Origin of the sequence: Pseudoalteromonas luteoviolacea (assembly GCF_018100925.1) — a bacterium.
GTDB lineage: Bacteria > Pseudomonadota > Gammaproteobacteria > Enterobacterales > Alteromonadaceae > Pseudoalteromonas > Pseudoalteromonas obscura.
In genome coordinates this window covers 1-19,114 of record NZ_JAGJEH010000014.1, presented here as the reverse complement: position 1 = coordinate 19,114, position 19,114 = coordinate 1, and the positions used below count along the sequence as shown (strand labels likewise).

Sequence of the window (19,114 nt, the reverse complement as noted above, 5' to 3'; positions counted from 1 at the left end):
TATGATTCAAACCAGCCGCCAGCCAAAGTATGGCGTTACGATAATTTCCTTCCTGAGACGTTACTTTTGGCTTGTCGTGGCGGCTGGTTTATTTGTACTGATAATAAGCCACATAGATATGCTACACATCATTTGTAAATATGACTCTGCTGCTCAGCCAACATGTACTAGTCATGTATTTTTGCATACACTCAAAGTATTGGAGTGGCTGGAATAGCCAATGGCACAACCAGTCACAGCAAACGCACCAAAATAGTGCAAACCGTACTTAATTGGTGCACCCATTTAGTTCAATTTTCAGTTGTTTATTATCAAGAAAACAATTAACTCATATTTTTCAAACACTTGAAATTTTGGCACAGATCACGCTTAGAGAAACGCAGTTAAGCAAATTATTGCAGCAAAAAATAACCCACGAGTCGGAGGACACATGTCACAATCGGTTTTAGATTTTATTAAAGAGAATGAAGTTAAGTTTGTAGATTTACGTTTCACGGACACAAAAGGTAAAGAGCAACACGTTTCAATCCCTCATCACCAAGCCGATGAAGACTTCTTTGAAGACGGTAAAATGTTCGACGGTTCATCAATTGCTGGTTGGAAAGGCATTAACGAATCTGACATGGTATTAATGCCAGATGCAAGCACAGTTAAGCTTGACCCATTTGCTGAAGAAACAACTATGATCGTACGTTGTGACGTATTAGAACCTGCAACAATGCAAGGCTATGAGCGTGACCCACGTTCAGTCGCTAAGCGCGCTGAAGATTACATGCGCTCTACTGGTATCGCTGACACAGTACTATTTGGCCCAGAACCTGAGTTCTTCTTATTCGACGATGTTAAATACAAAACTGACATGTCAGGCTCTATGTACTCAATCGATTCAGAAGAAGCATCTTGGAACTCTGACAAGAGCTACGAAGAAGGCAACACTGGTCACCGCCCAGGCGTTAAAGGTGGTTATTTCCCAGTTGCACCAGTAGACTCTTCACAAGACTGGAGAAGTGCAACTTGTCTAGTACTTGAAGAGTTCGGTCAAGTTGTCGAAGCACACCACCATGAAGTAGCAACAGCGGGTCAAAACGAAATCGCTACACGCTTCAATACCATGGTTATCAAAGCGGACGAAATCCAAGAGATGAAGTACGTTATCCACAACATGGCACACCACTACGGTAAAACAGCAACATTTATGCCTAAACCAGTGGTAGGTGACAACGGTTCTGGTATGCACTGTCACCAGTCACTAGGAAAAGATGGTCAAAACATCTTCGCAGGTGACAAATATGGCGGCCTATCTGAAGATGCACTTTACTACATTGGTGGTATTATCAAGCACGCTAAAGCAATCAACGCGTTTGCAAATGCTTCAACTAACTCATACAAGCGTCTAGTACCAGGATTTGAAGCGCCAGTAATGCTTGCATACTCTGCACGTAACCGTTCAGCGTCAATCCGTATTCCGGTTGTACCTTCAGAGAAAGCACGTCGTATCGAAGTGCGCTTCCCTGACCCAACAGCTAACCCATACCTTGCGTTTTCTGCAATGCTTATGGCTGGCCTTGACGGCATCAAAAACAAAATCCACCCTGGCGATGCAATGGACAAAGATCTTTACGATCTACCAGCTGAAGAAGCTGCAGAAATCCCAACTGTTGCCGCATCTCTTGAAGAGGCGTTGGCATCTCTTGACGCTGACCGTGAGTTCTTAACTCAAGGCGGTGTATTCACTGATGACTTAATTGATGCATACATTGCACTTAAGTCTCAAGAAGTTGAAAAACTGAACATGACAACTCACCCTGTTGAGTTTGAAATGTACTACAGCGTATAACGAAAAATATGCTCGCAGTGAACAGAGGTAACTCGTTACCTATGCGCAATGTTCGCTGCATTTTATAGTGTAAATGCGCGCTTAAATCATATGTGTTCTCAAGCCCGCAATAGCGGGCTTTTTTATGGCAAAATCGCGGTAAAACCTCTACAGTTAAACAGTGAGTATTAGCGCTTGTACAATGTTGAGAATGAGACAATGATAATGTGCTTTAACACTGTTCAATTTTTAGGGTGAGGTTGTGGTGAGTCGACTGTGGTTAGTAATAATATTATGTCTAGCGAGCCATACTGCCTATGCTGATAAAAAGGTGTATCGCTGGAAAGATGAAAATGGTAACTGGGTATACTCAGACACACCAAGAAAAGGTGCAGCGGAAGTCAAAATTAATACGCACTTCTTAACGATGCCAGCGACAGACACTTCCGTGTTAGGAAACAGCTCAGCACAGCAAAACGCAACTGAATACAAAGCGACCATTATTGCCCCCAATCACAAACAGACACTGCGTGATAACACGGGTAGCGTGTATGTAAGTGGACAGATCACACCTAGATTTGCAAAAGACTTTACTGTGCAACTTTACCTAGATGGCAAACCGACAGGGCCAAAGCAACATACGATCACTTTCGCTTTACGTAACGTGCCACGAGGTGAGCATTCAATCCAACTGATGGTATTTAACTCCAAAGGAAAGGTCGTAACAAAAAGTGATGAAACCATTTTCTATTTGCACAAAGCCAGAGCAAACCAATAAAAATAAACACAAAATTGATACCACAGCGTGAATAAGCCAATAACAACAGCACACTGTTAATTTTTGTGTTAAATTACAATGCACCAACTTGGTGCAAGGCGACCCATAATGGAACATCTCAATTCATCAATATTGCCTGAACTATGGCAAAATTTATCAACGTCTGTCATTTTACTCGACGAAGACTTTAAAATTCACTACGCCAATAACAGCGCCAGCGAGTTATTAGGCCTAGGACAAAAGCGTCTTATCGAACAGCCCTTTGAAAGCATCTTCCATCATCACTTAATCGATTTAAAACGGCTCAAGCGCTATGTGCTTGAAGATGGTATCGATTGCCAGCAACACAAAGTAGACGTTGTATTCATTGACAATAGAGCCAGTACTATCAATTTATTCGCTCGCAAATTACATATTAACAATCGCGATTTCATTCAATTGGAATGCCGCCGAATTGATGAAGAGCTACGCTTTGACAAAGCATTTAATCAAGACCACCAATACCAAGCAGCTCGCAATCTGATCCGTGGATTAGCGCATGAGATTAAAAACCCACTCGGTGGTATACGAGGAGCGGCGCAATTATTGCAGTATGAAGTTGAACAACAAGAGCGAGATGAGTGCGCACAGTTGATTATCGCACAGGCAGATCGATTGAGGGAATTGGTTGACAGGTTACTTGGACCAAATGAATTGCCAAAGCGTACACTGTGCAATATTCATAAAGTGCTTGAGTCTATATTGAAGCTCAGTGCATTAGAAACCGAGCATGCACTCACGCTGCGCAAAGATTACGATCCCAGTATTCCAGATATTTGTGTGGACGAATCAAAAATTCAACAAGTGGTGCTAAATATAGTGAGAAACGCCCAGCAAGCCTTGCAAGGCAAAGGAGAGATCTGTGTCACAACCCGAATTTGTCACAGGGTTAGGCGCGGTAAATTAATCCTCAGAAAAGCGTTGCTCATAAAAATTGCCGATAACGGACCTGGCATAGATGAAGCGTTAAAAGCGACGCTTTTTTACCCCATGGTTACCAATAAAGAAGGTGGATCAGGCCTTGGATTATCCATCGCGCAAACCTTAGTCGAACAGCATAACGGCTTCATCGAATGCGATAGTTGGTCTGGACATACAGAGTTTTGTATCTACTTACCCTTTGAAAATGAGTTAGGGAGCAAATAATGAAAAGTGTGTGGTTAGTTGATGACGATGCTTCTATCCGATTTGTATTGGAAAAGGCTTTATCTAGAGCAGGCTTTGCTACGGAAAGCTTTGCCAATGGCCAAGACGTCTTAACGGCCCTCGAATATGGTCAGCCTGCGGTCTTAATGTCTGACGTGCGCATGCCAGGTCTCGATGGAATGGCACTACTTGAAGAAGTAAACCGTCTGTACCCTTCACTACCTGTAATCATTATGACTGCCCACTCCGATTTGGACTCCGCCGTCAATGCATTTCAAAAAGGCGCATTTGAATATTTAGCGAAACCATTCGACTTAGATGAAGCAACATCACTGGCTGATAGAGCTTATAGAGCGGCACAACAAAACGCCAAGACTAAACCACAAGATGCCCTAACCGATCGTCCCGATATCATCGGCGAAGCCCCAGCTATGCAAGAGGTATTTAGAGCCATAGGGAAACTGTCTGCATCCAGTATGAGTGTGTTGATCAATGGTGAATCAGGCACCGGCAAAGAACTCGTCGCAGGCGCATTACATAATCACAGCCCACGCAAAGACAAAACATTTATTGCGCTCAACATGGCTGCTATCCCCAAAGACTTAGTAGAGTCCGAGCTATTTGGTCATGAAAAAGGGGCATTTACCGGTGCGGACAGTGTTCGCCGTGGCCGCTTTGAACAGGCAAATGGCGGTACACTATTTTTGGACGAAATAGGTGATATGCCGTTGGATGTGCAAACACGATTGTTGCGAGTATTGGCTGATGGTGAGTTTTACCGCGTGGGTGGTCACCAAAGCGTTAAAGTTGACGTACGTATTCTCGCTGCAACTCACCAAGATTTAGAGAAACTCGTCAGTGAAGGTCAGTTTCGTGAAGATTTATTTCACCGCCTCAATGTTGTGAGATTGCGTATTCCTCCTCTGAGAGAAAGAAGCGTTGATATCGCAAAATTGGCAGAGTATTTTCTCGCCAAAAGTGCAAAAGAACTTAAAGTTCCAAGTAAAGTACTCACTGATAAAGCACTGACACACATGTGTGCATTTCATTGGCCAGGCAATGTTAGACAGCTAGAAAATACCTGCCGCTGGCTAACTGTCATGGCACCCGGTGACATGGTCGGACCTCAGGACTTACCACCAGAATTGATGCAAACAACCGATGCAGAGACACTTGAGCAAAACCAAGACTGGCTGGATGCATTTCAACTATGGCTAGATCAACAACTTAAGCTAGGAGAAGATCACATTTGGCCACAAGTGCAGGCACAGCTTGAAACTAGGCTTATTAAATCGGCACTTGCGGCATGCCATGGCCATAAACAAGACGCAGCCTTAAAGATAGGCTGGGGACGTAATACATTGACCAGAAAGCTGAAAGAGCGCAATATGCTAGAAAATGACTAGTAGGTCGACTGAGCATGAAACTATTAGAAAATATAACTACCATAAAGCAACTTGAAATTATCAATCGCTTGGATTTTTTTACTGAGTTCACACTGGCTGAGCGGCAAGTGCTATTGGAGTCATTCAGTCACTTATATTTAATTAGTAAAGACCGCTACGCATTTAAACGTTTTGAACAAGATAATCGACTTTACATTATTTTAAATGGTGAATTACGTATTTTTGCCGAAAAAGATCACGTTGATATTGGCCATGTTGGACCTGGCGAGTTCGTCGGAGAAGGGGCTTTTATCTCCAATCGCGAGCGAAGCACCAGTGCACAAGCTATCTCAGATACCATTGTACTCGCTATCACCTCTGAAGCTCTGACAAAGCTACCAGCCGTCATACGAGAAAAAATAAAAGACAAAATTATTGCGGGAATGAGTGAACGTATTCACAAACTCAATCACTTCATCGAAGAAAAACTGTAAGTAAGTTGATTATTGACTACAGAACATAGCCTGCTCTGTAGCCATCTTCAGCTTAACAGTTATACATTGAATTACATGTCCAGCCGTTGTAAGAAATACAGCCAGGTACATGTGGTGAACTTGCGTACATACCACCAGCAACTTGCGGTGTTTGCTCTGCATTTAGCTTTTTATTATTACTTGTTAACTGTTTTACCGAACGTTTATTAAGTGCGATTTTCATCGTTATTTCCTTTTATATGTTGATCTTTTGCACACAGGATTGCGCTTGCATCCTGATTAATAAATAACCACCAACACAGCTTAAAAGCAACGATTTCAATCTGGATATTATTTCATTACAAACGGTAATAATTGTGTGAGATAGTAAAAGGTTAACCTGTTTAAAAATCAAACACCTAACCCGATGCTTGCTGACAAAAAAAGGGTGCGAGGCACCCTTTTATTAGTTTAGTAGTTCGCTAAACAGATCAAACAACCTGTCTAATTCCTCAATGGTGTTGTAATGCATACAGCCAATGCGCACTACACCGCCTTTGTCCATTACACCCAATTGCTCACACAAGCCTTGAGCATAAAAGTTACCATCCCAAACACAGATATGATGCTGACCAAGAAATTCTGATACTTCTCGTGGTTCTATACCTTCAAACGTCAATGCAAACGTAGGTGTACGTTGTGCCAAACGAGATAGCTCATTGATCCCATGCAAGGTGATCTGAGGAAAATCTGCAAGTTTTGAGAGGAAATGTTGGCTCAGGGCCATTTCATGTGCTTTGGAATTAGCAAATGCTTGCTCTAATCTTACTCTTAGCGGCTCCGAATCAGGCAGTTCACTGAGTGATGCAATATATTCAATCGCAGCTATCACACCCGCGAGTCCTTCAAAGCTTTGTGTGCCCGTTTCCCAACGACCAGGGATCACATCTTTTGCAGGCTCTACTTTATAAGGTGTGAACCCTTCTAAATGCTCGCGCTTACCGTATACAATACCAACGTGTGGGCCAAAGAATTTATAAGCCGAACAAGCCAAAAAGTCGCAGTCTAAAGCTTGAACATCGATCAGCTCGTGTGGTGCAAAATGCACGGCATCAACATATACTAAAGCACCCACTTGATGGGCCATCTCAACAATTTTCTTAATATCATTGATAGATCCCGTTGTATTTGAAGCATATGTCACCGCAACAAGTTTGGTGTTGGCATTCAATAAAGATGCATAATGCTCTAGGTCAAGTGTGCAATCCGCTTCATCGATGCGCACTGCGTGTACCTGTGCACCTTTATCTTCTGCTGCCTGGCGCCAAGACGATACATTTGAATAATGATCTGCATTAGTCACTATCACTTCATCACCAGCTTGCCACTGTCTTGATATCGCTCGGCTAAAGCTAAACGTCAAGCTTGTCATATTCGCACCAAATACGATTTGGTCACTGCTTGGGGCATTAAGCAACTGTGCTACAACGTGCCTAGCTCGGCCCATCAGTTCTACAGTTTTATCACTTGAGAAAAAAGCACCACCTAAGTTTGAGTTAAAATAACCAAGGTATGCTGACATTGCACTCAGCACCGACTGAGGTACTTGAGAGCCACCCGGGCCATCTAAAAATACTGGAGCGATGCCTGATACTTCTTGCATCAACGCAGGAAATTGGCGGCGAATTGGCATTAGATTCATAGAGACCTCTTTATGCGGTAAATACGAAACAATCTAAATAGCCAATCTCTTCGGCATTTAGCTTATTCATTGGCGTTGCGTTGTGCCAGACTTCACGATCGTTCACAAGCGCAAACAAACCATCTTTTATTTCCATTTTAAAACATGGCTCAGCTTCTTTGTGTTCGTAGACTAGCAACTCACCACCAGCAATATTTTCATGTGAAACACCGCATACGCACACGTGATCAAAGCCATCTTGGTGCACACCTTCTGGTGCAGGAGGTGTATCACTTTCAATCGCCAACATTCTAAATTGATGCACTTCAATGTCAGCATCGTCTGCAATACCAGTCATCACTTTGAACTCTTGCAATAAATGCTTAAATCCTTCACTTTGTAGTAAGTCCGCTTCCAAGTTCTCGTAAACACGCTCAACATTGCCTTGGAATTGATTGATTGAGTCATCTTGAACAAAAGCTTTTGCGGGCTGTATTGAGATATTACCTTCGGCAAACTTCAACACCGAATAACGACGTTTACGAAATGCACCGTCAGCGTAAGGATTGTCCGGCAAACGGGAAAAAAATGGTTTGACTGAGTCAATATGCGATTGTTGAATAAAACGAAGTTGAAGCAAATTCTGGTTGTTTACTGCTGTCATGCTTGCTCTTGCCTGTAGATGTAAAATTGGCAGAGATCTTAATCTATTTAGATGGAAATTTTGATTTTGAATAGCTTGTTTTTATCAAAAGACAAGAATAAATATACCTTCTAAAAACAATTGTTAGATTAATATGCCAATAATTTCAAATTTGGCAACTATTGCCTTATGAGGAGCGTAGCATTTTTGCTTATTCAGTCGTTCCCAGTGCATGAATATTTACGTCAAGCATGGTACCGCATCAACAGAAGTTAACTGAGTACCATGCCTTAGCAAACAATCACGTATTAAAGCTTTTCTTTGACTGCTGCAAGCTGCTCGGCAAAGGTTAAATGCCGCAGATCTCCCAGCCCTGCTTTTTCTGTTAATGCAAGTAGCTGGCTTTCAAGTATCAGTAGCTGTTCTTCCACTTGGTTATTTGCCAATGCCTGTTTACGAACAAGATGCTCCTGATATAAGTGCTCGATCCTTTGTAGTTGCAATTGAGCTTGCTTCACTTTCGCTTCGATCTGCTCATAATTCCGTACATTGCTGTGGATGTATTGTTTTGCATAATCACTGGTATTATTGGCATCCATAGTAACACTGGGCAGTACTTCAGCTTTAGGGGAAGCTGCAATGGCACGGAGTTGAGCGACGATTTCTCCCAAGTAGTGCAGCTCAACAGCACTGATCTCCAATGCAGTAAGCAAAGCGGTGTACTCAGGCAACATCGCTTCGACTTCAAGCTGCTTACCATTTACCAACATCGCTTTAAACTTATTATGCCTCTCACTGAGCTTGCGATAACGTGTAGAAAAATGTTCTTCCGTTGCAAATTTATCCAGTACAGCAAAATGCGAACGTACAGGTTCTAGCACAGATAAAATCAATTGTTTTGCCGCTTGTGCGCCAGCTACAAGTGCCAACACTTCTTGGCTGAGCTCAATTATCTCCCCACTCACCGTCTGAGACGAAAAAAAAGATGCACTATCAAGTGCTTCAAAAGGCTTGGATTTTAAATCTGAAAAGTTTTCCTCCAACTCCTTCCATTCTTTTTGGGCTTTTTGAATGCGCTCGCTATCATAGTCAATCAATGATTCAACATTTGCCAGATACATGGCTTGTTGTGCTTCTTTATAGGAAGCTTCCGCTCTACTATACGCCGCTTGAACCTGTTCAGTCGTAGGCGAAGAGCCTCCCAGTGAGTTTTGCACTGAGTCCAGTGTTTTACAGCCTGTAATGTTCAAAAGCAAGGCCCCAAAAACCAGGCCGACTTTCATTCGCATTAGTAACTCCATTGTAATCCTGCGGTCAAAGAAACGTTAGTGTATTCTATTTCAGGAACTCGCAAACGTCGACCATTCACTTCCTCCGTTACGGTATCTCTCTCTTTGTAGTAAGCATCTACCCCAAACATCACAGCAACATGCTCAACAACCTGATATCTCACTCCCGTCCTTGCCATCATCCCCCAACCATTAAAATTATCAGTCAAGGTTGTTGTTTCAAATTGCGTATTCTGAATTCGGCTGTACACAGGGCTACTCAGCTCGCCTTCAATATACCAACTAAATTTATCTTCTGGACGCACCAGCTTGCTATCGTAACGCGCACCAATTGTGGCTAAAATTCCCATTTGATCTTCTGTCACAGAAATCACAGGCACTAACGAAGCAGGGTTATTTTGCAATACGTCATCCCCATCTTTGGTTTGACCAGGTAAATCAAAACGAGGCACAGGATCCCCGTCTTCACGCGGCAGCGCTTTGAGTGCGTCGTCAAATCTTGTGGCACCCGGATTAACGAATTTAAAATTTGAACGAGTAAAACTAGAAGTAAAAATTTTCATCCCAAACGTCAACTGAAGCGCACGTTGGTAGTTGTATGCTGCGGTAAACGCTAATTCGTTAGCTTTGACTTTAAAGTCGTTCTGCTGGATTGCACCAAAGTCTTTTAATGACCAGGTTTCTTGATCTATCTCTGTCGAAATTGTCGCGGCACTACCAATATAAAAACCCCAACGTTCATCAATCCCTGTATATGATAGCTGCCTGACCGCAGGGTTAGTCACTGAGATCGATTGAGACAACTGGCCAAAGCCTGCAACATCTGCAAGTGATTCATTGTAATCAATAGACTCAAACCCCAATCGAATTTCACTGAAAGAAGGCAGTGGAGCAGCAGATACGCAGCCGCTAAATATCCCCAGCAAGGCAAATGTATATTTCATGGTATTCCTCGATAATGTTCTTGTCTTGTATAACAAGGCACAACATTACAACCCCTTGCTTACAGGCCGATTGAAACGGTTTCACACTAACTATTGCATGTCAGTGGATGATATAAACATTAGTACAGACGTCTTTATAGTCAAGGACATAGACACGATTGCAGCAAGCCACAGGGAGAGTTTAACAGGCCTGATATACGAAAAAAGCTCGCCAAATGCGAGCTTTTTACACCTTTACACCGCTTGTTGAATAATCACTCTATCGGCTTTTTTCGTATAGTGCGACATTTTATGGAAGTTTAGATACCGATATGTATCCGCCGCTGTTGCATTGATCTTCGCGGCAAACTCTTGGTATTCCTCTGGCGAGGGTAACCGACCTATGATGGCTGCAACAGCTGCCAGTTCAGCCGAGGCCAAAAATACATTTGCACCAGTTCCCAAACGATTCGGAAAGTTACGGGTCGACGTGGATACGACCGTTGCGCGATCAGCGACTCTTGCTTGGTTGCCCATGCATAGCGAGCACCCTGGAGTTTCAATTCGCGCGCCAACACGGCCATAAATTCCGTAATACCCTTCATCGGTCAATTGATCTTTATCCATTTTGGTTGGAGGTGCTATCCACATTCTAGTGGGTAATTGGCCAGTGAAATTATCAAGTAGTTTGCCAGCAGCTCGAAAGTGTCCAATATTGGTCATGCACGACCCGATGAATACTTCATTAATTTCTTCGTTTTGAACTGTTGATAATAATCGGGCATCATCAGGATCATTGGGGGCGCATAGTATCGGCTCTTTGATCTCGTTTAAATCAATCTCCAATACATGTGCGTATTGAGCATCCGCATCCGCTTCCATTAAGTGGGGCTGCTCCAACCAAGCCTGCATTTTTGCAATGCGACGCTCAATGGTACGCACCTCACCATAACCTTCAGATATCATCCATTTCAACATCACAATATTTGAATTGAGGTACTCCTCTACCGACGTTTGTGACAACTTAACAGTACATCCAGCTGCCGAGCGCTCTGCTGATGCATCAGATAATTCAAACGCTTGCTCTACAGTTAGATGTTCAACCCCTTCAATTTCAAGGATCCGACCTGAAAATTCATTGACTTTGCCTTTTTTCTCTACCGTCAATAAGCCTTGTTGGATGGCGAAATATGGAATGGCGTGAACAAGATCGCGCAGTGTGATCCCAACTTGCATATCACCTTTAAAACGCACCAAAATAGACTCAGGCATATCCAGCGGCATAACCCCAGTCGCGGCCGCAAATGCAACGGCGCCAGAACCTGCCGGGAATGAAATCCCTAAGGGGAAACGAGTGTGGGAATCACCACCGGTTCCAACTGTATCAGGCAGCAACATACGATTGATCCATGAGTGAATAACACCATCGCCAGGGCGAAGAGAGACCCCGCCCCGATTCATCATAAAATCAGGTAGCGTATGGTGAGTATTCACATCAATAGGTTTAGGATAAGCGGAAGTATGACAAAAAGACTGCATCGTGAGATCAGCTGAAAAACCAAGACATGCTAAGTCTTTCAATTCATCACGTGTCATTGGGCCTGTGGTATCTTGGGAACCAACAGTGGTCATCACGGGTTCGCAATATTGCCCGGGTCTTACGCCGTCAACACCACATGCTTTACCCACCATTTTTTGTGCCAGCGTATACCCTTTTCCTGTTTCACCTGCTCGAGCAGGTTTTTTGAAAATACGCTCTTGCTCTAGACCCAGAGAAGCCCTAGCTTTATCTGTCAATCCTCGGCCAATGATCAGGGGAATACGCCCACCTGCCTGAACCTCATCTAAAATCACTTCTGATTTGAGCGTAAATTGAGAAATGACTTCATCCGTACCAAAACGTTTAACTAGGCCTTCGTAGGGGTAAATGTCGATTTGATCACCCATGTTTAGCTTATCGACGGGCAACTCTATGGGCAGTGCACCAGAGTCTTCCATGGTGTTGAAAAAAATAGGCGCTATTTTACCACCCAGACAAATTCCACCTACGCGCTTATTGGGCACAAAAGGAATATCTTCACCCATAAACCAAAGCACTGAATTCGTCGCTGATTTACGAGAAGAGCCTGTACCGACGACATCACCTACGTATGCCAGCGGCAAACCTTGTCTTTTTAGCGCTTCAAGTTGTGATATGGGGCCAATCTCTCCTGGTTTTTCAGGTACGATCCCATCACGTTCAATTTTCAACATCGCCAGCGCATGCAATGGAATATCGGGGCGAGACCAAGCGTCCGGCGCAGGCGAAAGGTCATCTGTATTTGTTTCACCTGTTACTTTGAATACAGTGACCGAAATTTTCTTTGCTACAGCAGGCTTTTCAGTAAACCAATCAGCTTTTGCCCAAGACTCTAGCACTTGCTGCGCAAATTGATTACCCTGTTTCGCTTTTTCTTCAACATCATAAAACGCGTCAAACATTAATAATGTATGCGACAACCCCTTAGCTGCAATTGGAGCTAACTGTTTGTCGTCAAGCAGCTCTATCATGGGTGCTATATTGTAGCCACCCAGCATTGTACCTAACAGTTCTACCGCATACACTTTTGAAATTAGAGGTGATGAAGTTTCACCTTTGGCGATGGCGGCAAGAAAACTCGCTTTTATATAGGCTGCATCATCAACGCCGGGCGGAACTCGATTGACCAATAGGTCTAAAATAAACTCTTCTTCTCCTTCTGGGGGGCTTTTTATTAAGGTAATTAAGTCTGCGGTTTGCTGGGCATCTAATGGTTTAGGAACGATTCCATTTTCCGCACGCTCTTCAACATGATTTCGATACTCTTGAAGCACGGTTTTATCCTCTTGGTGACGTGTTTTAATAAGCATTTTAGTATTTTTGTATATAACTGCTTATCTTTTAATCTAGCTATTTGATTATAAGGGCTTTAAACCAAGATGAAAATCTTGCAAGTTGTAGTCGGAAGGAATAACGGATATTAATTTAATGAATACGCTTGAGTGCAACACATATTTTGGTGTAACGATTATTCAACACTGAATATGAAAGCTGAGCAACAGGTGCCGCCCAGCCAACTTAACAGCACTATCGCTTAACTTTCACTCTTTCTATAGAAATAACCTTTGCTTCAACGCGGCGGTTCGCTGTATGCGCTTCTTGTGTATTACTGCTATCTAATAAACGCTCTTCTCCATAACCAATGGTGGAGATCCGAGATCGAGCTACCCCTTCGTCAACTAGTTGCGCCGCTACCGCATCTGCACGCTTTTTAGATAACCACATATTGTAGTCTGCTTTTCCTAAACTCGATGTATGCCCTTCAAGAACTACAGTAGTCTCTGGGTGAGCACGTAAAAACTCTACAACCGCATTGATATCATCTAGGTATTGCTGAGAAACCTGCGAATTATTGTTCGGGAAACGCACTAACAAGCTGACCGTCACTTCTTTATCTTCATATAAACTACAGCCCATCGCATCTACAGCATCACTCATTGGTGTATTTGCACAACGATCGTCACGGTCCCATACACCGTCGCCATCACTGTCTTTTGGCTTGTCGACTGCAACAGGTTGCGGTGCTGGCTGAGGGGCTGGTTCAACTTTAGTTGGACTGCTCGCTGTTTTACCAAACATATAATTGATACCAAGTTTTGCTCCAACATCGGTATAACCACGCTCTAGCCCTTGATAAATAGCGGTTTCAAAATTAGCTGCAAAGTTGTCAGTGAAATGATGACGATAACCAACCCCTGCATTGGCAAATAAATTGCTATCGAATATATCTATCGATTTCAAGCCTGCAAGTGCATAAAATGGCCCACCATTAAAATGGTATAAACCATCAATGCCGAGTCGGTCACCATCTTGAGAACCAACGCCTGCACCTTCTAAATCAAAGTCCATGTCGGCATACTCTATGCGCGCACTCCAATACTTGTTAAAGCGGTAACCTAGCTCAGCTCCCCAACCAGTGGAATTGTCAATGCCTACGCCGCCGTTCGCAACTCCGCGGATATTTTCCCAGTTCGCGTCGTAGTAGTCACCAAATACCCCAATATAAGCACCTTCCTCTACTTCTCCTGCCTGTAACGAAGATGCTGTCGCCATTGCCACAATAATACTTAGCATTTTAAGTTTCATCGCTTTTTTCCCTCTAAAATCTAGACTGATTAATTTTGATAGCCTGATAATAGTAGTCGATGTCTTAATAATTACTTAACACTAAATAAGTATTTTTAATTAAGAAATGAAGCTGAATCTAGCCTTGATGGCCAAACAAAACTTGATATAAACCATCTTCTTCAAGCAATGAGTGATGGTCTCCCGATTGTGTTACACGGCCATCATCTAAAACATAAATTATGTCCGCTTGACGGATAGCACTTAGCCGATGGGCAATAATTAAAGTTGTACGCCCACTGAGAAATTGATTCAAGTTTTTGTGGATCCGCGCTTCAGTTTCTACATCTAATGCGGAAGTTGCTTCATCTAAAATAACCATTTTAGGGTCTGCTGCTACCATACGTGCAATAGCTAGGCGTTGTTTCTGTCCACCAGACAGTTTAACGCCGTTTCGCCCTACAATGGCATCTAGCTTGCCTTCCATCGCCCTGACATTGTCTGCCAACTCAGCAATTTCTAGCGCATGCCACAACTGCTCATCAGTACATAGCTTGCCTAAACTCAAGTTTTCACGAATGGTGGAATTAAATAGGATAGGCTGTTGTAACACGGTGACTGCATGCTCCCTAACTTGATCATAGCCTACATCTTCTATCGCCGTACCATTGATCAGAATATCACCGCTAGACTTTTGATAGAGGCCAAGTAACAACTGAACTAAAGTTGATTTCCCACCTCCCGACACGGCCACTAAAGCGACTTTCTTCCCCTTGGGAATATGCATGCTTACATTATTTAGTATGGGCTGACCATCATTGTATTCAAAGTTCACATGTTTAAACTCAATGGCTATTTTCTCGGCACTGAATACATTCTGAGTCTTGTCATTGCGCTGTGCTTTAGATGATTCTGTTTCAAAATCTAGTACTTGGTTCAGTCTTTGTAGTGCAGCAGACGCACTGTAATAAGAATATTGAATGCTCAAGATTTCCTGTACAGGCCCCATCATAAACCAGAGGTAACCAAACACGGCAAAAATTTGGCCAACAGAGAGACCGGAGAACACCACCATTAACATAGCAATCGCGCGAAATACTTCAAACCCAAGTAAAAATACTGTGAAACTCAAGCGGTTTACAGCATCTGTTTTCCATTGGGATTGTACAGAGTGATACCTGAGCTCTTTGGCAGCATTTAGAACATTGTCAAAGTAGCCATGCTCGCGCCTCATTGCCTTTAACTGAGCAATAGCGTCCAATGTTTCGACCAAGGCTGTCTGAAATGCTTCAAATGCATTGTTTTTTTCTTTAGTCAGGTGTTTTACCTGTTTGCCAAACTGGCGTGAAAAATAGATTACCGCTGGGTTTAAAGTCAAAATAATTAAGCCTAGGGTAAAATCGATCCACAGTAATACGATGGCAGTCCCTACAATGGTTAATAGGCCAATCAGAAAGCGTGACATTGTCTGGCTGATAAACCCATCCAACGTCTCGATATCTGTGACACACCTAGAACTGATTGCGGCACCGCCCTGTGTTTCGAATTCCTTTAATTGCACTTTGGATAGGTGTGATAGTAAGCGCTGACGAATATTCAGCGATACATCTTTACCTATAATTGTAAACTGACGCGATTGAGCGACACCAAGCAATAACGCGCATATACGCATCAACATGACAGCAAATAAAATCGATAAGATATACCCTGTCGGCTCTTGCCAGTCAGGCGGCAATAACCCATCCATAAACTCAACCGCCACACCGGGCTTTTCAAGCAATACTTCATCAACCAGTAAAGGCATCATAAGTGGAATAGGTACACTCACCAAAGCAGCCATCAACGCTATTAAATGCGCATAGATCAATGGTTTTTTATGTTTTAATACTTGTCTTTGGATCTCTTTCCACGTCAATAGGCCTGTCATATTTGTATTCAGCATTTAGGTACCACAAAAAGTTTGATAGCTCTTGGTATTGGTTTGAGATAACAACCACTTTTCAGGATAATTATCATAGTTATATGGCACGCTTAAAGCTTCCAACCAACTATCCAAAATGTCGCTATTACCATACTGATAAAAATCACGAATTACTTCTTCCAATACATCATTGCGAGGAATGATAGCCGGGTTATGCTGCTGCATGACTGCCGCGACCTCGCTGGACTCATGATCTTGAATACGTGCCTTCCATTTGTTTACCCACTCGTCCAATTCGGGTGGAATTGGGTATTGAAGCTGCTGGCGATTGATTTTTATCGCAGTTAATGAAGCAAAAGTGTTCGTAAAATCGAGTTCATGACGAGTCATGACTTCCAATAACGCCGTTATTAAGTCCTGATCACCTGGCTGTTCGTCGAGTAATCCCAGTTTATTATGCCAAAGTTGCTTGTAACCTTGGTTAAAGCGCTCCGAGAACCCGGCTAATATTTTAGAAAAGCGTTCTATTGCTACTTGCTCATCCTCAATAAGCAACAATAGAGACTCAGCCAATCGGCCACAGTTCCAACTCGCCATATTAGGCTGCTGGCCAAATGCATAGCGCCCCTGTCGATCTATAGAACTAAAGACACGGTTAAACGAAAATGATTCCATCATTGCACACGGGCCATAATCTATGGTTTCTCCGTTAATAAGGGTGTTATCAGTGTTCATCACGCCGTGAATAAAACCGACTTGTAACCACTTCAGTATCAAATCACATTGAGCGTCACATACAAACTGAAAGAATGAAAATATATCTTCTTCTGCAAGGCCATTACTCTCTAAGCCGACATCTTTCATTGCCAATTCTAACAACTTCAACATCGCTTCTGAGTCTTGTTGCACCGCCAAATACTGAAAGGACCCAACTCGAATATGACTATGTGCAACACGCGCCACAACAGCTCCTGGTAATTCGCCTTGGCGATACACAGAGTCGCCAGTCGATAACACAGCCAAACATTGTGTAGAAGGCACACCTAAACTCGACAACGCTTTACTCATTACAAATTCCCGAATAGCAGGGCCTAGCGCACATAACCCATCACCGCCTCGAGAAAATACTGTTGCACCTGATCCTTTGAGTTGAATATCAAAAGTCTCTCGATCACGTGCTTTAAACGAACCAATTAAATGAGCTCTACCATCCCCTAAAGTTGGATTAAATTGACCAAACTGATGTCCAGAGTAAGCTAAGCAAACACTTTGTGCTCCGGGTAAAGGTCGGCTACCCGATAAATAGTACTGTGCAGTCTCTAAATTCCAATTCAACCCTAACTGAGTATTCAGCTCAGTATTGAACACTGTGACTTTGGCATTGTTAAAATCATTAGGTATCGCAGGTACTGCAAATTTTTCACCTATTGGAGCATATCGTGAATAAAACATAACTTAACTACTCTGTATTATATTATCACCGACACTGAAGGCGATAAGCTGGCTAAGTGCAGTCATTGAGAGACCGCTTGATTGTTGAAGCTCATTAAAATGCTGCTGAGCAGCCTTTAATGATTTAAGCGACTGTAAGCCCCCATCAATTATATGATTTGCACGTAAGTAAGACTCAACATCTTTTGTAAGTAAAAAGGTATCCTTGCCGAGTGCTCGTAATGCAAATGGCCCTGTATTACCTCCTAGGCGGTTTCCTCTTTTTCTAAGTAATAGCCATAAATTAATAATGTCGCTACTTGGCCAATTAGCTATCAGCGAAGAAAATGATCCGTGCTCTTGTTGTAATTCATAAATCATATGGCAGTTTCTAGCGATACTTTGCACTTTTTTATAGTTCCGAATAATACGCTCATCTTGTGCACGCTGTTCATACATCTCTGGCGACATGTAAAGCAGCTTATCGATTGAAAAATCCCAAAATACCTCTCTAAATCCACCCCATTTGGCATTTACAACTGACCAATAAAATCCAGATTGAAAAATTTTACGCGTGAATTCTTCTAACCATTCATCGTCAGTACGCAAATTAAGCGCTTTATGCGATTGCGGTTCTTCCAACAAAATATGTATATTCGCTTCGCCTCCTTTTCTTTCGCACGCTCTGTCATAAATTTCGTTAAATTGAGTCAATGGGGCCCCTCTATCACACTAATTCAAATCTCTATATTAATAATAGTCTCACATATTGTGCCTACTAAACACACTAAAGATATAAGGATATTATTAGCGCCTTATCAATAGCTGAGCGGTCTAATAACAACGAATTAAGTGAAGTGGTTACCTCGCACAAATTGGTAACTTAGGCACACTTAGTAACGGCCCAGTGCAAAATGTTGATAATGGCGAGCAATGCAAGTTCATTCGCTTTGCGCAAGGTGAATAACGTGCAAAAGGCTACCGACTGCGAACGCAGTGAGTACGGTTCTTTTGCGCAAGGTGAAGTGAGCTGTTTTAACTATTGCTGAGACTGTCATCTCCAAAACCTACCCAGCATCAAAAACATGGATCCTGAAAAGAGTTCAGGACGACGGTATTAAACAACTGAGCTGTATTTACCCTTTTCGTCACCCTGAACTTGATTCAGGGCCTATGGTGCAAAAGGTTAGCGACAACGATCGAAGTGAGTACTCTTCTTTTGCGCAAGGTGAATATCGTGCGAAAGGTTTATGACACAGCGCGAAGCGCTGGCATTCTTTTCGCGCAAGGTGAAGTGAGCCGTTTTAACTATTGCTGAGACTGTCATCTCCAAAACCTACCCAACATCAAAAACATGGATCCTGAAACGAGTTCAGGACGACGGTATTAAACAACTGAGCTGTATTTACCCTTCTCGTCACCCTGAACTTGCTTCAGGGTCTATG

16 protein-coding genes are annotated in these 19,114 nt (G+C 42.8%); 6 read left to right on the top strand and 10 right to left on the bottom strand.

Going from position 1 to position 19,114, the window contains the following annotated elements; translation table 11 throughout:
* Position 1: 1 nt before the first annotated feature.
* From J8M00_RS23685 to J8M00_RS23660, 6 genes are all read left to right on the top strand, one after another.
* Positions 2-217, top strand: coding sequence for a hypothetical protein (locus J8M00_RS23685; RefSeq protein ID WP_211012905.1), 216 nt, complete (start codon positions 2-4; stop codon positions 215-217).
* Between the two features lie 213 nt (positions 218-430).
* Positions 431-1,837: a glutamate--ammonia ligase gene (gene glnA / locus J8M00_RS23680; RefSeq protein ID WP_211012904.1), complete on the top strand. Its 1,407-nt coding sequence runs from the start codon at positions 431-433 to the stop codon at positions 1,835-1,837.
* 241 nt (positions 1,838-2,078) lie between these two features.
* Positions 2,079-2,594, top strand: coding sequence for a DUF4124 domain-containing protein (locus tag J8M00_RS23675; protein WP_348772566.1), 516 nt, complete (start codon positions 2,079-2,081; stop codon positions 2,592-2,594).
* A 108-nt stretch (positions 2,595-2,702) separates the two neighbouring features.
* Positions 2,703-3,779 (top strand): nitrogen regulation protein NR(II), encoded by a 1,077-nt coding sequence (gene glnL / locus J8M00_RS23670; protein ID WP_211012903.1) that lies wholly within the window; start codon positions 2,703-2,705, stop codon positions 3,777-3,779.
* A complete protein-coding gene (gene ntrC / locus J8M00_RS23665) occupies positions 3,779-5,185 on the top strand; it encodes a nitrogen regulation protein NR(I) (protein WP_211012902.1) in 1,407 nt (468 codons plus the stop codon). The genes glnL and ntrC overlap by 1 nt, the downstream gene beginning before the upstream one ends.
* Before the next feature lie 14 nt (positions 5,186-5,199).
* Positions 5,200-5,658 (top strand): Crp/Fnr family transcriptional regulator, encoded by a 459-nt coding sequence (locus J8M00_RS23660; protein ID WP_023398480.1) that lies wholly within the window; start codon positions 5,200-5,202, stop codon positions 5,656-5,658.
* Between the two features lie 52 nt (positions 5,659-5,710).
* Here the strand turns inward: J8M00_RS23660 and J8M00_RS23655 are convergent, their stop codons facing one another.
* The 10 genes from J8M00_RS23655 to J8M00_RS23610 form a co-directional block, all read right to left on the bottom strand.
* Complete coding sequence (locus tag J8M00_RS23655; protein WP_023398481.1) at positions 5,711-5,881, bottom strand: hypothetical protein; 171 nt, start codon at positions 5,879-5,881, stop codon at positions 5,711-5,713.
* Between the two features lie 222 nt (positions 5,882-6,103).
* On the bottom strand, positions 6,104-7,339 hold the full coding sequence (locus J8M00_RS23650) for a cysteine desulfurase-like protein (protein ID WP_211012901.1): 1,236 nt from the start codon (positions 7,337-7,339) through the stop codon (positions 6,104-6,106).
* A gap of 10 nt (positions 7,340-7,349) precedes the next feature.
* Positions 7,350-7,982: a 2OG-Fe dioxygenase family protein gene (locus J8M00_RS23645; RefSeq protein ID WP_211012900.1), complete on the bottom strand. Its 633-nt coding sequence runs from the start codon at positions 7,980-7,982 to the stop codon at positions 7,350-7,352.
* A gap of 287 nt (positions 7,983-8,269) precedes the next feature.
* Positions 8,270-9,250: a hypothetical protein gene (locus tag J8M00_RS23640; protein ID WP_211012899.1), complete on the bottom strand. Its 981-nt coding sequence runs from the start codon at positions 9,248-9,250 to the stop codon at positions 8,270-8,272.
* Positions 9,250-10,194 (bottom strand): autotransporter outer membrane beta-barrel domain-containing protein, encoded by a 945-nt coding sequence (locus J8M00_RS23635; RefSeq protein WP_211012898.1) that lies wholly within the window; start codon positions 10,192-10,194, stop codon positions 9,250-9,252. The genes J8M00_RS23640 and J8M00_RS23635 overlap by 1 nt, the downstream gene beginning before the upstream one ends.
* A gap of 234 nt (positions 10,195-10,428) precedes the next feature.
* Positions 10,429-13,026: a bifunctional aconitate hydratase 2/2-methylisocitrate dehydratase gene (gene acnB / locus J8M00_RS23630; RefSeq protein WP_211012988.1), complete on the bottom strand. Its 2,598-nt coding sequence runs from the start codon at positions 13,024-13,026 to the stop codon at positions 10,429-10,431.
* Positions 13,027-13,279: 253 nt separating this feature from the next.
* Positions 13,280-14,338, bottom strand: a complete 1,059-nt coding sequence (locus J8M00_RS23625) for an OmpA family protein (RefSeq protein ID WP_211012897.1) — start codon at positions 14,336-14,338, stop codon at positions 13,280-13,282.
* Between the two features lie 118 nt (positions 14,339-14,456).
* Entirely contained in the window at positions 14,457-16,259 is a 1,803-nt protein-coding gene (locus J8M00_RS23620; protein WP_247687537.1) for an ABC transporter ATP-binding protein, read from the bottom strand.
* Complete coding sequence (locus tag J8M00_RS23615) at positions 16,260-17,690, bottom strand: protein adenylyltransferase SelO (RefSeq protein ID WP_211012896.1); 1,431 nt, start codon at positions 17,688-17,690, stop codon at positions 16,260-16,262.
* A gap of 3 nt (positions 17,691-17,693) precedes the next feature.
* Positions 17,694-18,383 carry a DNA-3-methyladenine glycosylase I gene (locus J8M00_RS23610; protein WP_211012895.1) on the bottom strand — a complete coding sequence of 230 codons (690 nt, stop codon included), beginning with the start codon at positions 18,381-18,383 and terminating at the stop codon, positions 17,694-17,696.
* Positions 18,384-19,114: the final 731 nt, after the last annotated feature.